This is a genomic window from Gordonia sp. NPDC058843, assembly GCF_042743165.1.
Classification (GTDB): domain Bacteria; phylum Actinomycetota; class Actinomycetes; order Mycobacteriales; family Mycobacteriaceae; genus Gordonia.
In genome coordinates this window covers 100,767-114,649 of the sequence record NZ_JBHYNC010000007.1, presented here as the reverse complement: position 1 = coordinate 114,649, position 13,883 = coordinate 100,767, and the positions used below count along the sequence as shown (strand labels likewise).

12 protein-coding genes are annotated in these 13,883 nt (G+C 67.5%); 5 read left to right on the top strand and 7 right to left on the bottom strand.

The genetic code is table 11. The features are described 5' to 3' along the window. Positions 1-51 precede the first annotated feature (51 nt). Positions 52-222: a hypothetical protein gene (locus ACFW3F_RS07595; protein WP_388055873.1), complete on the bottom strand. Its 171-nt coding sequence runs from the start codon at positions 220-222 to the stop codon at positions 52-54. A gap of 531 nt (positions 223-753) precedes the next feature. Between ACFW3F_RS07595 and ACFW3F_RS07590 the strand changes: the two genes are divergently transcribed. Together ACFW3F_RS07590 and ACFW3F_RS07585 are read left to right on the top strand one after the other, a co-directional pair. Next, positions 754-1,428, top strand: coding sequence for a slipin family protein (locus ACFW3F_RS07590; RefSeq protein ID WP_388055871.1), 675 nt, complete (start codon positions 754-756; stop codon positions 1,426-1,428). A 111-nt stretch (positions 1,429-1,539) separates the two neighbouring features. Beyond that, complete coding sequence (locus ACFW3F_RS07585) at positions 1,540-2,475, top strand: hypothetical protein (RefSeq protein WP_388055869.1); 936 nt, start codon at positions 1,540-1,542, stop codon at positions 2,473-2,475. Positions 2,476-2,599: 124 nt separating this feature from the next. On the opposite strand, the gene ACFW3F_RS07580 is transcribed toward ACFW3F_RS07585, so the two are convergent. Continuing rightward, the gene (locus ACFW3F_RS07580; RefSeq protein ID WP_388055867.1) at positions 2,600-4,774 is read right to left on the bottom strand and encodes a 3-hydroxyacyl-CoA dehydrogenase NAD-binding domain-containing protein; all 2,175 of its coding nucleotides are present in this window, start codon (positions 4,772-4,774) and stop codon (positions 2,600-2,602) included. A gap of 49 nt (positions 4,775-4,823) precedes the next feature. Beyond that, complete coding sequence (locus ACFW3F_RS07575; protein WP_388055865.1) at positions 4,824-6,035, bottom strand: acetyl-CoA C-acetyltransferase; 1,212 nt, start codon at positions 6,033-6,035, stop codon at positions 4,824-4,826. Between the two features lie 129 nt (positions 6,036-6,164). On the opposite strand from ACFW3F_RS07575, the gene ACFW3F_RS07570 reads away from it, so the two are divergent. The 3 genes from ACFW3F_RS07570 to ACFW3F_RS07560 all read left to right on the top strand — a co-directional run bounded on the left by ACFW3F_RS07570 (position 6,165) and on the right by ACFW3F_RS07560 (position 9,328). Next, positions 6,165-7,337 (top strand): TetR/AcrR family transcriptional regulator, encoded by a 1,173-nt coding sequence (locus tag ACFW3F_RS07570; RefSeq protein ID WP_388055863.1) that lies wholly within the window; start codon positions 6,165-6,167, stop codon positions 7,335-7,337. Positions 7,338-7,495: 158 nt separating this feature from the next. Then, positions 7,496-8,647: an acyl-CoA dehydrogenase family protein gene (locus ACFW3F_RS07565; RefSeq protein ID WP_388055861.1), complete on the top strand. Its 1,152-nt coding sequence runs from the start codon at positions 7,496-7,498 to the stop codon at positions 8,645-8,647. A 54-nt stretch (positions 8,648-8,701) separates the two neighbouring features. Then, positions 8,702-9,328 (top strand): TetR/AcrR family transcriptional regulator, encoded by a 627-nt coding sequence (locus tag ACFW3F_RS07560; RefSeq protein WP_388055859.1) that lies wholly within the window; start codon positions 8,702-8,704, stop codon positions 9,326-9,328. A gap of 7 nt (positions 9,329-9,335) precedes the next feature. On the opposite strand, the gene ACFW3F_RS07555 is transcribed toward ACFW3F_RS07560, so the two are convergent. From ACFW3F_RS07555 to ACFW3F_RS07540, 4 genes are read right to left on the bottom strand one after another with little or no spacing between them, the layout of a single operon-like run. Beyond that, positions 9,336-10,121: an SDR family NAD(P)-dependent oxidoreductase gene (locus ACFW3F_RS07555; RefSeq protein WP_388055857.1), complete on the bottom strand. Its 786-nt coding sequence runs from the start codon at positions 10,119-10,121 to the stop codon at positions 9,336-9,338. 25 nt (positions 10,122-10,146) lie between these two features. After that, a complete protein-coding gene (locus ACFW3F_RS07550; protein ID WP_388055855.1) occupies positions 10,147-12,090 on the bottom strand; it encodes an FAD-dependent oxidoreductase in 1,944 nt (647 codons plus the stop codon). Beyond that, positions 12,087-13,121, bottom strand: coding sequence for an ABC transporter substrate-binding protein (locus tag ACFW3F_RS07545; RefSeq protein ID WP_388055854.1), 1,035 nt, complete (start codon positions 13,119-13,121; stop codon positions 12,087-12,089). The genes ACFW3F_RS07550 and ACFW3F_RS07545 overlap by 4 nt, the downstream gene beginning before the upstream one ends. Next, positions 13,112-13,876 (bottom strand): SDR family NAD(P)-dependent oxidoreductase, encoded by a 765-nt coding sequence (locus tag ACFW3F_RS07540; protein ID WP_388055852.1) that lies wholly within the window; start codon positions 13,874-13,876, stop codon positions 13,112-13,114. The genes ACFW3F_RS07545 and ACFW3F_RS07540 overlap by 10 nt, the downstream gene beginning before the upstream one ends. Positions 13,877-13,883 lie beyond the last annotated feature (7 nt).

Below are 13,883 nucleotides of genomic sequence, written 5' to 3'. Positions count from 1 at the left end.
CGTCGAGCCTCAACCGAACGGCGTGCCGGGAACCTCCCGGCGCGCCGTTCGTCATCCCCGCGACCACAGCAGGTATCCCACCGCGAGCGCGAACACGCCGGGACCCAGACACACCAGATGGTCACGGGTCACCGCCTCGTCGAGGTCGGCGTCGGAGAGTCCGGCGCGCACCGCGTGCTCGCGCAGGATGAGACCGGAATGATCAGTGGGTATCGGGATCACGGCACTTGGACGTGCCGGGCCGCCACACGGTTCCATCCCCCGCTCCCCATTCCGAAAGAATCACATAACTATTGCTCCCTGAGGTGCGAGGAGCGCAAGCGACGAGCCACGAAGGGCTCGGTGAGACGAATTGGGACGACCCTTCGTGGCTCGCTTCGCTCGCACCTCAGGGAGCAGGGGTTGCGCTCGCACCTCAGGGAGCAGCGAAACTCCGTTGCGCCCCAGCGCACGACGCTGGCATAGTTCCCGTTCGGCACGAGGACCAGCAGACCGGAGCGGGGTACCGCGAAGTGTTTCTGCGCGTCGGAATCCTCGTCCGCCTTCAGATGGCAAGGGATACCTCCTGAGCAGGTTCGAGTCCTGACACGGCACCGCTCCCGGGAGCACGGGCCTGGTCGGTTCTGCGGTCGTCGTCCGGGTCGTTCGCGACCCCGCGACGCACCCCACCGACCGGCCCGCCCGCGAGTGGTGTCGCCATCCGAACTTTGATGACCCGACAAGCATTGCGACGCAACGGAAAGGAGGATCGCCATGCTGTTCCACAACCGAATCACCGTCCCCCCGGGTCACACCGTGCTGGCCTACCGAGGTACCGAGGTCCAGACGCTGCCCACCGGTCGTCACCGCGTACGCAAGCCCGACGCCACGCTGAGCGTCGACCTGCGTGAGCGCCTGATCCAGGTCGCACCGCAGGAGATCCTCACCGCCGACTCCATGGTGGTCCGTATCTCGATGACGTTGCGCGCCAGAGTGATCGATGCCGTGGCATTCGTCGAGCGGGCCTCCGACCCGATCGGCGCGGTCTACCTGGCCGCGCAGATCGCGCTGCGTGAGGTCTGCGCCGGCGTTGCGTCGGACGATCTCGTGCGGCGCGGCGACTCTGTCAACGTCGAACCGATCCGCGTCGCCGCGGCACAGGTCGCGGGGACAGTTGGGATGGAAGTCCTCGAGGTCGTCGTCCGCGACGTCATCGTCCCGGCCGAAGTCCGCAGTGCCGCACTCGAGGTGATCACCGCCAAGACGCGCGGTCTCGCAAAGCTGGAGGCGGCTCGGGCGGAGACCGCCGCCCTGCGGGCGCTGGCCAACGCGGGTCGGTTGCTCGACGCCCACCCGGCGCTGGCGCAGCTGCGCCTCGTGGAGTCCGTCCCCTACGGAGCTCGGGTCGTCCTCAGCGTCGGTGGTGCCGAGGTGCCGTCGGACGACTGATTCCCGCTCACCGAATCCGTTCCCGCTCACCCAGATCATGTGAGCGGGAACGGATATCGTGAGCGGCAGTGGAGATGGAACCGAAGAGCGCTCCACTGCGTCGAAGTACCCATGCTGATGTTCCCCGCCGACCGGTTCGGACTCCTCCATCGTGACGCCGCACTCCGCGCCGGGTTCTCCGACGAGGAGCTGTCCGGGGCCGTCACCCGCGGCGAGTTGATCAGTGTGAACCCGGGCGTCTGGATCGCCGCCGCCGGTCAGCCCACAGGTGCGGACTCGGCCGAGAAGCGGCATCGCCTCCGCGCGCTCGCCGCCGCCACCTCGGAACGCGCTGACGGACACCCCCTCAGTCATACCTCCGCAGCTGCAGTGCTCGGTCTGCCGATGCTCGACCCCGATCTGTCCCTCGTCCACGTGACGACCGGTCGCACTTCGGGCGGCTCCATCCGGGCACAGCGACACATCCACGCCGCGCCACTCGACCCCGCCGAGATCATCCAGATCGACGGGGTTCGCACGACCTCGATCGAGCGCACCGCGGTCGACGTCGCCATCATGGGCACCTTTGCGCAGGCGCTCGTCGTCTTCGACGCCGCGCTGCGGGTCGGCGCGGACCGCGAGACGATGAGCGACCTGCTGTCCGGCCGTCGGCGTCGAAGCGCTCGCAACGCCAGGCGCGCCCTGCCGTTCGCCGACGCCGCGTCGGAGAGCGTCGGGGAATCGTGGAGCCGGGCCCAGATCATCGATGCCGGCCTACCCACCCCCACACTGCAGCGTGAGTACCTCATCTGTGGTGGCAGGTACCGGTGCGACTTCGACTGGGAGGGGCTGCTCGTCGGCGAGTTCGACGGTCTGCAGAAGTACGACGCGCTGGTGAAACCCGGCGAGACATCGGCTGACGCCGTCATCCGAGAGAAGATCCGCGAGGACCGGCTGAGGGCCGCCGGAGTGGTGGTCGTCCGGTGGACTTGGGCGACGCTGCGGAAGGGTGAACTCGACGAGGTCCTGCGACCGTGGCTGCAGAAGCTCGGGTTGCTCGCTGCATGACCTTCCGCTCACTCTTTCCGGTCCCGCTCACTCGATTTCGGTGAGCGGGAGCGGAGAAGGTGAGCGAACAGCAAGAACCCCGGCCGGAACACGTCCGGCCGGGGTTCTTGAGTGTCAGTTCAGATCAGTACTTCTCGCCCTTGGCGGCCTTCTCGACGAGCGAGGCCGGCGGCTCGAAGTGCTTGCCGTACTTCGACGCGAGGTCGCGTGCGCGGTCGACGAAGCCCTGCAGGCCACCCTCGTAACCGTTGATGTACTGGATGACACCACCGGTCCAGGCGGGGAACCCGATGCCGAAGATCGAACCGATGTTGGCGTCCGGCACGGAGGTGAGGACACCTTCGTCGAAGCACTTGACGGTCTCGAGGGCCTCGGCGAAGAGCATGCGCTCCTTCATGTCCTCGAGCGGGATCTCCTTGGTGCCCGACTTGAAGTGGTCACGCAGACCCGGCCAGAGCTGGGTGCGCTTGCCGTTCTCGTCGTAGTCGTAGAAGCCCTTGCCGTCCTTGCGGGCGGTGCGGCCGTTGTCGACCATCCAGTCGACGACGGCGTTGGACCCGTGCTGCGGGAAGTCCTTGCCCTCGGCCTTGGCCGCTGCCTCGGTCTCCTTGCGGATCTTCTGCGGCAGGGTCAGGGTCAGCTCGTCCATGAGCTGCAGCGGCGCGGCCGGGTAACCGGCCTGGGTGCCCGCATGCTCGATGAACGCCGGCTCGATGCCCTCGCCGACGGCGGCGATGGCCTCGTTGACGAAGGTGCCGATGACGCGGCTGGTGAAGAACCCGCGGCTGTCGTTGACGACGATCGGGGTCTTGCGGATCGCCAGGGTGTAGTCGATGACCTTGGCCAGCACGGCATCCGAGGTCTTCTCACCGCGGATGATCTCGACCAGCGGCATCTTGTCGACGGGCGAGAAGAAGTGAATTCCGATGAAGTCCTCGGACCGCTTCACGCCCTCGGCGAGGATGGTGATCGGCAGGGTCGAGGTGTTGGAGCCCAGGACGGCGTCGGGCTCGACGATGTCCTCGATCTCCTGGAACACCTTGTGCTTGACCTCGACCGACTCGAAGGCGGCCTCGATGACGAGGTCGACGCCCTTGAAGTCGGCGGCGTCGACGGTCGGGTGGATGCGGGCGAGCAGAGCGTCGCTCTTCTCCTGCGTGGTCTTGCCCTTGGCGAGAGCCTTCTCCTCGAGCTTCTCCGAGTAGCCCTTACCGCGCTTGGCAGCATCGAGGTCGATGTCCTTGAGGACCACCTCGATGCCGGCCTTCGCCGACACGTAAGCGATTGCCGCGCCCATCATTCCGGCGCCGATGACGCCGACCTTCTTGGCGGTGAACTTGTCGTATCCCTCGGGGCGCGAGCCGCCGCCGTTGATGTGCTGCAGGTCGAAGAAGAACGCCTTGATCATGTTCTGCGCGACCTGGCCGGTGACCAGCGAGACGAAGTAGCGGGTCTCGATGATGTCGGCGGTGTCGACGTCGACGTACGCGCCCTCGACGGCAGCGGCCAGGATGGCACGCGGAGCCGGCATGTTGGCGCCCTTGATCTGCTTGCGCAGCAGCGCCGGCAGGGCCGGGAGGTTGGCGGCGAACGCCGGGTTGGTGGGGGCACCGCCCGGGATCTTGTAGCCCTTGACGTCGAACGGCTGCTGGGCCTCGGGGTTCTCCTTGATCCATGCCTTGGCGGCGGGGATCAGTTCCTCGATGGAGCCGACGACCTCGTTGACGAGGCCGGTCTCCTTGGCCTTGGTCGGGTTGAAGCGCTGACCCTGGAGCAGGACACCCATGAGGGCGTTCTGGATACCGAGCAGACGTACGGTACGGACGACGCCGCCGCCACCGGGCAGCAGGCCGAGGGTGGCCTCGGGCAGACCGATCTGGACACCCTTGACGTCCGCGGCGATGCGGTAGTGGGTGTGCAGCGCGATCTCCAGGCCACCGCCGAGGGCGGCACCGTTGATGGCGGCGACGACCGGCTTGCCCAGGGTCTCGAGACGACGCAGCACCTTCTTCATGGCGTTGGTGGTCTCGGTGATCTGGGTGGCGATCTCCGCTTTGGAGACGTCCTTGCGATCGCTGGTCATGTCCTTGAGGTCGCCGCCGGCGAAGAAGGTCTTCTTCGCCGAGGTGAGCACGACACCGGTGATGTCGTCCTTCTCGGCCTCCAGGCGATCGACGGTCGCGGCCATCGACTCCTGGTAGAGCGCGTTCATCGTGTTGGCGCCCTGGTTGGGGTCGTCCATGGTCAGGATGACGACGCCGTCGGCGTCTTTCTCCCAGTTGATCATGTTGTCACTCATGGTGATTCGCAGAGTTCTTTCTCGTGAAGTGGCAGGGCTGCGGGGAGCGTCAGAGACGCTCGATGATGGTCGCGACGCCCATGCCGCCACCGATACAGAGAGTGATCAGGCCGTAGCGGCCCCCGGTGCGCTCGAGCTCGTCGAGGCAGGTGCCGTAGATCATGGCGCCGGTGGCACCGAGCGGGTGACCCATGGCGATCGCGCCGCCGTTCACGTTGACCTTCTCGTGCGGGATCTTCAGATCCTTCATCCACTTCATGACGACCGAAGCGAAGGCCTCGTTCAGCTCGAAGACGTCGATGTCGTCGACGGTCAGGCCGGCCTTCTTCAGGGCCAGCTCGGTGGCCGGGGTGGGGCCGGTGAGCATGATGGTGGGCTCGCTGCCGATCTCGGCGAAGGAGACGACGCGGGCACGCGGGGTGAGGCCGTTGCGCTTGCCTGCCTCTTCGCTGCCGATGAGCACGAGGCCCGAACCGTCGACGATGCCGGAGCTGTTGCCACCGGTGTGAACGTGGTTGATCTTCTCGACGCTCGGGTACTTCTGCAGGGCGACGTCGTCGAAGCCGGCCATGTCAGCCAGGGCGGCGAAGGCGGCCTTCAGCTTGCCGAGGCTCTCGACGGTCGAGCCCGGGCGACGGTGCTCGTCGTGATCGAGGATCGTGACGCCGTTGATGTCCTTGACCGGAACCACGGACTTGGTGAAGAAACCACTGTTCCATGCCTTTTCGGCGCGAGCCTGCGACTCGGCGGCGTAGGCGTCTACGTCCTCGCGCGAGAAGCCCTCGATGGTGGCGATCAGGTCGGCACCGATGCCCTGCGGGACGATGTAGTGGTCGTATGCGGTGGCCGGGTCGGTGAAGAGTGCACCGCCGTCGCTGCCCATCGGGACGCGCGACATCGACTCGACGCCACCGGCGAGAACCAGGTCGTCGAAGCCGGAGGCGACCTTGGCCGCGGCGAGGTTGGTGGCTTCCAGGCCGGAGGCGCAGAAGCGGTTGATCTGGGTGCCGGGGACGGTCTCGGGGAGGCCGCTGTTGAGGGCGGCGGTGCGCGAGATGACCGCACCCTGCTCGCCGACCGGGGAGACGACACCGAGGATGACGTCGTTGACGTCTGCCGGATCGAGGCCGCCGTGACGCGACAGGACCTCGTTGATGAGACCGGAGACCAGGTCGACCGGCTTCACGCTGTGCAGCGAGCCGCCGCGCTGCTTGCCACGAGGCGTACGGATCGCCTCGTAGATGAATGCTTGATCAGGCACGAAAGTGTTCCTTTCACACGAACCACTGGTTGGTTACCCACCGAGGCTAACGCGGAATAACTTGTTTGGCTATACCCGGTGGTCAAGAGGTCTGGCGTTGTGTCGAATGTGCGCTATGGTCTGTTCACCATGCCTGACCGCAAACCCACCACCCGCACTCGGGGCGCCGACCGCAAGCGACAACTCGTCGACTCCGCGGCCGCGCTCTTCCTGCAGCGCGGGTACGCGCAGGTGTCACTCGCAGACATCGCGCGATCGGCCGGCGTCACCGCGCCTTCGGTGTACCGACACTTCGACGACAAGCAGTCCCTGCTGGCGGCCGCGGTGCTGGCCGGCGTCGACGATCTCGAGACCTGTACCGACCGGGCCCTCACCGGCAGCGGGGACACGACCTCGCTGATCTCGACGGTGTGCGACCTGGCCGTCCAGCGCCCCCAGGCGGCGTCGCTGTGGCGGTGGACCAGCAACTACCTGACCACCGAGCAGAACAAACAGGTGGCGATCCGGACCCGCGAGGTGATCGGCCACTGGGCGACCGCGCTCGCCGCCCGGCGCACGGATCTCTCCGAGCGCGAGGCCGTGCAGCTGGCATGGGCGATCCTGAGCGTCAGCGGCAGCCTCACCGTGCACCACACGCGCATGTCCGGAGCGCGTGCGCGTGACGAGATCGAGAAGCTCATTCGCCGGATTCTCGCCTTGAGTCCCGCCGCGGCACCTCCGTTCGCGACCTCGCCGACGGTCACCTCCGTGCCTGGCTCGCGTCGCGATGAGATCCTCGACGCGGCGGCCGAGCTCTTCGCCGACCGCGGGTACACCGACGTCGGTGTCGACGAGATCGGCGGGGCAGTGGGTATCGCCGGTCCCAGTGTCTACAAACACTTCCCGTCGAAGCTCGCCATTCTCGTGGCGATCGGCCAGCGCAGCGGGGCCCGGCTCGAGGCGGGCGTGATGGCCGTGTACGGCGCGACGTCTGATCCCGCGAAACTCCTTGCTGGTCTGGTCGATTCCTATGTGGAGACCATCACCAGCACCCCCGACCTCTCCGTCAGCTTCAACAACTCCCCCGCACTCGCCGGCCAGGCCAGCGCCACCGACCTCGTCGACGTCCAGCGACGCTACGTGGCGCGCTGGGTGGATCTGCTCATGCAGGTCGACCCGGAGATCAAGCGCGATCAGGGCGCGGTCGCCGTGCACGCCGCACTCTCGATCGTCAACGACGCCGTGCGCATGCGACGCGGCTCGGAGAGTCCGCAGTTCGCCGCGCGGATGGCCTACCTCATGAAAGGCGTGCTCGCGCTCTGATCCGCGCCGACGAGGATGCGCCGGTTCGTTTCCCACAAACTGAACTTACTTCACTTTGGTTTTATGGTCCACTCCGCCGTCCGGGACGTTGACCCGAATACTCCCACCTGGTCTACTGAACTGATATCAGTTTTGTTGATCGACGTGACGGAGCCCTGATGAGCCACACAGACGACCTGTCGACGAAGCCGTGGCTCGTCGACAGCACGGTCCCGGTGCTGCCTTCCGAGGAAGAGGAGGATCTGCGTGCGGCCATCCGGGATCTCCTCGGAACCGGCGACATCGACGACGTGCGACGGGTTGCCGCCACCGCGCTCGGATACTCACCGGAGATGTGGTCCGCTCTGACCGGGTCGATGTCGGTGACGACCATGGCGGTACCGGAACCGGTCGGTCTCGGATACGGACTCGCCCAACTGTGCACGGTGATCGAGGAGTGCGGCCGGGCGCTGCGGCCCGAACCCGTGGTCATGTCCGCCGCCATCGGTGTTCGCGGCCTCCTCTTCGGGCGCGGCGAGGAACTCCCCGCGCTGCTGGACGGAGCCCTCGACGGCAGCCGGATCGTGACGACGACCTCGCTCACGCCGGAGTCCGACGACCTGACCGCCGAATCCGACGGTGACCGATGGCTCGTCACCGGGCGTGCGCCGGCCGTCGCCTCCGGGGTGGCCGCCGACGTCGTTCTCGCGACGGCCGAAACCGGCACCGGTCGAATGCTCTTCGCGGTCCCCACCGAAGACCACGTCGAGCGGACGTCGCTGGATTCCCTCGACCCGACCCGGTCGATCACCGCTCTGCGCTTCGACGACGCTTCGGCGATCGCGCTCACCGATCCCCACGAGACCCCCCGCGCCGTGGCAACCCTGCGCGACCGCGCGGTCATCGCCCTGGCTGCCGAGAATGTCGGGATCGCCGGCGCATTGGTGGACATGACGCTCGACCACACCAAGACCCGCAAGCAGTTCGGGCGGCAGATCGCGTCCTATCAGGCGATCAAGCACCGGCTCGCGGACATGTACGTCGACCTCGAACGAGCACGGTCGACCGCCCGGTACGCCGCCGCCCTCCACGACATCGATCCGTCCCGAGCCGCCCTCGCCGCCGCGGTCGCCGGAGCGGTCTGCGGAGACGTCGTCGTCCGCGCGTCCACGGAGGCGATCCAGCTGCACGGCGGCATCGGGTTCACGTGGGAACACTCCGCCCACAATTACTATCGCCGTGCGCTCACCAACGAAACGCTGTTCGGCGACACCGCTGCTCACCGGCGGCGGATCGCGCAGACCCTCGCCCTGCTCCCGTCCGCAGCTTGACCCGAGTTCAGCTCATTCGACGTATACTTCGGCAACGAACAGAAGGGGGTCACCATGCCAGTGGCTACGGAGGTGCGCGAGGACGGTCCCCGTTCCAAACGCGCGCGGATACTCACAGTCGCGATCGAGCAGTTCGGCAGAGTCGGTTACGAGCACACGAAGTGGGCCTCGGTCGCCGGTGAGGTCGGCATCGGCCAGACGGCGCTGTATCACTACTTCGAGTCGAAGGCGCACTGCCTGCTGACCATCATGCGGCTCGAACTCACCGACTCGGTCGAGAGATTCCGCGCGGGCACCGCCGGAATCCCCGACCCGGCACAAGCTCTCCGATCGGCCATCGACGCCTCGCTGCGTGGCGAGCCGATCGACGCCCTGCAGCGTCGAATCCTGCAGAACCACATGGATATTCTGAGCACGCCGCGTCAATCGGACAAGGAAGAGGCCGAGCGTCTCCGGTCGCGGGAACTCGTCGCCGAGATCGAGAAGAACTGGGCCGACCTGATCAAGCGCGGCATGGACGAGGGCATCTTCGTCCAGGGAGACCCGGTGGTCTACTCCCGTCTCGTACTCGGCGCCCTGGTGAGTGTGTGGCGCTGGTACCGCCCCGGCGGCCCGCTGTCGCTCGACGACCTCATCCGGACCGTGTCCGACTCGGCGATCCGGATGGTGACCGCGCCCTAGCGGCTTCTCAGACCGTGAACCGACCACCGTTGCTCAGCAGCACGGCCCCGACGACGTTGGCCGCGCCGGGGGACGCGAGATAGAGGATCGAGTCGGCGAGTTCCGCAGCAGTGGCGTATCCCCGAGCGGGTCCCGACTCCATCGCCGCACGTAGGTGGGGCGGGGTACGGGCAGCCATCCCCGTGTCGACCGGCCCAGGCGCAACGGTGTTGACCCGAATCCCGAAGGGCAGGACCTCTTTCGCGACGGACTGAGTCAGCGCGTGCACAGCCGCCTTCGACGCCGAATAGTGCGGATAGCCGATCAGCGTATCAAACGCCGACGACGACCCGACCGTGACGATCGATCCACCACCTCGGTCGCGCATGCACCGGACTGCCTCGCGCAGAACGTGAAACGTGCCGTCGAGGTTGACCGCCAGCACACGCCGCCACATGTCGTCCGAGAGCCGCGCGATCACGTCGACCGGATCACCCGAGTCCACGGCCTCCTGAATCCAGGCCTTGCTCACCGGATCGTCGACGCCTGCGGCATGCACCACGATGTCGATGCGCCCGCTGTCGGTGACGACGGTGTCGAACACATCGGCCACCTGTACCGGATCGGCGACGTCGACAGCCACGGGGACCGCACCGGTGATGGATTCGGCAACGGTCCGCGCGCCGGTCTCGTCGAGATCGAGGACGTATACCCGACTCGCGCCCCGCAGGCCCAGAGCGTGGGCCGTGGCCGCACCGATCCCCGACCCGGCGCCCGTCACGACCGCGATGGCACCCTGAAACTGACTGTCCATCAGCGTCTCTCCTGAGTTCGGGGAATCAGATCTCGCATCCGGCGCGATATCCCTCGGCAATCGCATGGCCGATGCGTCGGGGGGTCACGCAATCGCCGACGACGTCGATCGTGTCGTCGCCGGCGAGGGCACCCAGGTCGAGCACCGGTTGCCGCGGCCCGTGCCAGACGATCAACGAGCCGTCGAGCGCGGTCGCCGCGCCGCCGAAGACCGGTTGCAGCAGTGGCGTCCTCCCGTCCGATCCGGGTGCCACGGCGTGCGCCACCCGGAGCCGCACCCCGGCGTCGCCGAGTCGACGGAGCAGCGGCCCGGCGCTCTCGGCGGGCACTCGCGAGCACAGTGCGGTGAGCGGGGTTGCCAGCGTGACCCGCCAACCGCGTTGTGCCAGTGACTCGGCGGCGTTGTACGCCGGCCAGAAGCCGTCGCCGTCGTCGACGACGACCGCCTCGCCCACCGAGATCCCCGCCGGATCGCCGACGATGACCTCGTCGACGCTCGCGGTCGGGTGTCCGTCCAGCCATTCCGGTGCGGGCGCCGGCCGAGACCCGGTTGCCACCACGATGTGGTCTGCGATGGAACGGATCTCGGCGAAGTCGTCGGCATCGATCCCGGCGGCGAGGTTCACCTCGACCTTCAGTCGGCGCATCTCGTTGCCCAGGTAGTCGATGACATCGATCACCGTGCTTCGGTGCGGTGCGGCGGCCGCGACGCGCACCGCCCCGCCCAGTGCGGTGTCCTTGTCGAAGACGGACACGCGGTGTCCTCGCTCGGCAGCGACGCGCGCCGCCTCCAGCCCCGCCGGGCCACCACCGATGACGTAGACGTCCTTGGTCTCCGATGCCCTGACCCCCGCCTGCCGATGCCGGCCTCGGCCGACCTCGGCGTTCACCGCACAGTGCAGGTGCGGATCGAACGCCCGGCAGTCCTGGTTGACTCCGAGGCACCCGCGGATCTCCAGTAGCCGGTTCTGCGCCGACTTGTTCGGCAGTTCCGGATCGGCGATCAACGCGCGCGCCATCCCCACCAGGTCGGCATGTCCGTGTTTCAGGATGTGTTCGGCGGTGGCCGCATCGCGAATCCGCTGTCCCACCAACGTCGTCAGGCCGGTCGCCGCGCGTACGCGGGAGGCCGAAGGCACCGCGACGGCATCGGGCTGCGTCGAGTCCTTCACATAGGCGCCCCGGGTGCCATGCGTGATGCTCAGGTAATCGACCCCCAGTCCTGCGTAGAACTCCGCGATGGGGAGGCAGTCCTCGATCGTCATGCCGCCGGGGATCTCCTCCTCCCCGCTGAGGCGGACGCCGAGAATCCGGCCCGCAGGCATCGCCGAGCGCATCGCCTCCACGATCATCCGCCCGAACCGCATGCGGTTCTCGAATGACCCGCCGAAGCAGTCGGTTCGACGGTTGGTCAGCGGAGACATGAACTGCGCGACGAGATATCCGTGCGCAGCATGCACCTCGAGACCGTCCACGCCCGCTGCGACGAGGTTCTCGGTCGACACGCGCCATCCTTCGACGATGTCCTCGATCTCTCCGATGGTGAGCTCATGCGGTGGGTAGGCGTCGCGGACCGTCTTGACGGGCGACGGCGCTACCGGGGGCGAGTCGGACTCACCGCCGATGAACTCCCGTCCGAGGTGGACCAGCTGGGTGACCAGGCGAGAGCCGTGACGGTGTACGGCCTCGACCTTCTCCGCAGTCGCGGGGATCACGGCCTCCTGGTAGGCCTCTACGAGCTTGCGTGAGCGCAGCGTGGTCGTCGGATGGACGACGGTCGCGCCGCCGACGATCATCCCGACTCCACCCGCGGCAAGCCGCTCGACATGCTCGACGTCGCCGTGACTGGGAATCCCCTCCTGCACCAGGCTGGTGCCGGCGGGCAGCGCCACCAATCGGTTCTTGAGTGTGGTGCCCCCCAGCGCGATCGGTCTGAAGAGTTCGGGATATGGGTTGATCGTGGGTGTCATGGCATGAACTGCTCGCGCCATTCCTGCTGGAACCGCGAGACCGAGTCGGCCGTGAGGGTGTTGGTGTCGGGCAGCGGTATGTCCTGCGCCCGCGCGACCGCACCGGGGATGTCCGGCAGTGCCGATCCATATCCCGTGGACAGCGCCGTCTGCCCCTCCTCGGTCACCAGGAAGTCGGCGAGGACCTGAGCGGCGTTCGGATGCGGCGCCGACGTGAGGACGTGGCTGTACCACGGGGTCCCCCACGCCGGTTGCGGCAGAACCCAACCCACCGGTGCGCCGGCCGCCTGTTCCCGGACCAGTGGCTGCACCATCGGCGTCGCCGCGATCTCGCCGGAGTTCAGCGCCTGCGCGACACCGAGCGCACTCGGGTAGACGCGGGGTTGCAGGGCCGCAAGCCGGCGGTTGAAGTCGGGCGACCAGTTCTCGTCGAAGAACCGGTACTCGTCGACCACGGCCGCGAAACCGGCCGGGTTGACCACACCGATCCTGCCCCGCAACGACTCCGTCAGCAGGTCGGCCGGCGTCTGCAGTCCCCCGGGCAGTGCGGTGGTGTTCCACCCGAGAGCGAACACGGCGGCGCTCACCAGGAAGAACCGATCGTTCACGACACTGCGATCGCGCTCGTAGGCAGGAGCATCGAAGGCCGGGCCCACGATGGGCGTGGAGTATCGGCCCGACTCGGCGGCCGTGGTGATCCAGGCCGGATCCGAGGTCATGTGGACGTCCGCCGTCCCCTTGCCAGTCCTGTTCTCGGTCTCCACCCGAGGATTGATCTCGACGTCGGTGCCGCGGACGAAATCGAGCGTGATGCCCGGGTATTCGGTCTCGAAAGCGGTCTTCAGTTTCGCGAGGTTGTCGGGGTGTTGCGTCGAGTAGAGGAAGACGCTGCCCTCTTCTTCGGCGGCCGCCACCACCTCGGACCAGTCACCCTCGACCGGGCCGGCGGGCGTCGACGACGAGCCACACGCAGCGATCGCCATCGATACGACGGCCGCCATCGTCGTTGCGACCAGAGCCGTCACGCGCATGTCCAACCCCCGTCCACGAACAGTTCGGTTCCGGTCACGTACAGGGCATCGTCGCCCGCCAGGAAGGCCACTGCGGCAGCGACATCCGCGGCGTCACCCAACCGACCCATCGGGGTGTTCGCCACCATGGCCGCATACCGTTCCGTGCCCTCGTAGCGCCGCCGGAGCTGCTCGGTGCCGATGAACCCCGGGTGCACCGAGTTGACGCGCACCCCACGCTTCGCCCAGTGGAGCGCGGCGTTTTTTGTCATCGTCGCCACCGCGCCCTTCGCCGCCGCGTAGGCCACGCTGTTCCCCAGGCCGCCAACGCTTCCGAGGATGGAGCAGAGGTTGACGATCGACCCCCCTCCGGAACTCTCGATCAACGCACCGGCGTGCTTCATCCCGAGCCACGTTCCGGTCTGGCTGATGTCGACGACCCGCCGATAGTTGTCGAGTGTCTCGTCGACGACGCTGCCGAGACTGCCGATGGCCCCGTTGTTCACGAGGATGTCGACGGTGCCGAATCGTTCGCCGGCCTCGGCCACCACTCGTTCCCATCCGGATTCGTCGGCGATGTCCAGGTCGGCCACCGCATGACGCCCCGGATCGGCGAGGCCGTCGCGCAGTTCGTCCCGGGGAGTGCCGGGAACGTCGGTGATCATCACCGCCGCCCCCTCGTCGGCGAGCCGGCGGACGATCTCGACGCCGATCCCGCCCGAGGCGCCGGTCACCAGCGCCACCTTGCCCGCCAGGCGTGACATGCCCACGCTCATCTGGATG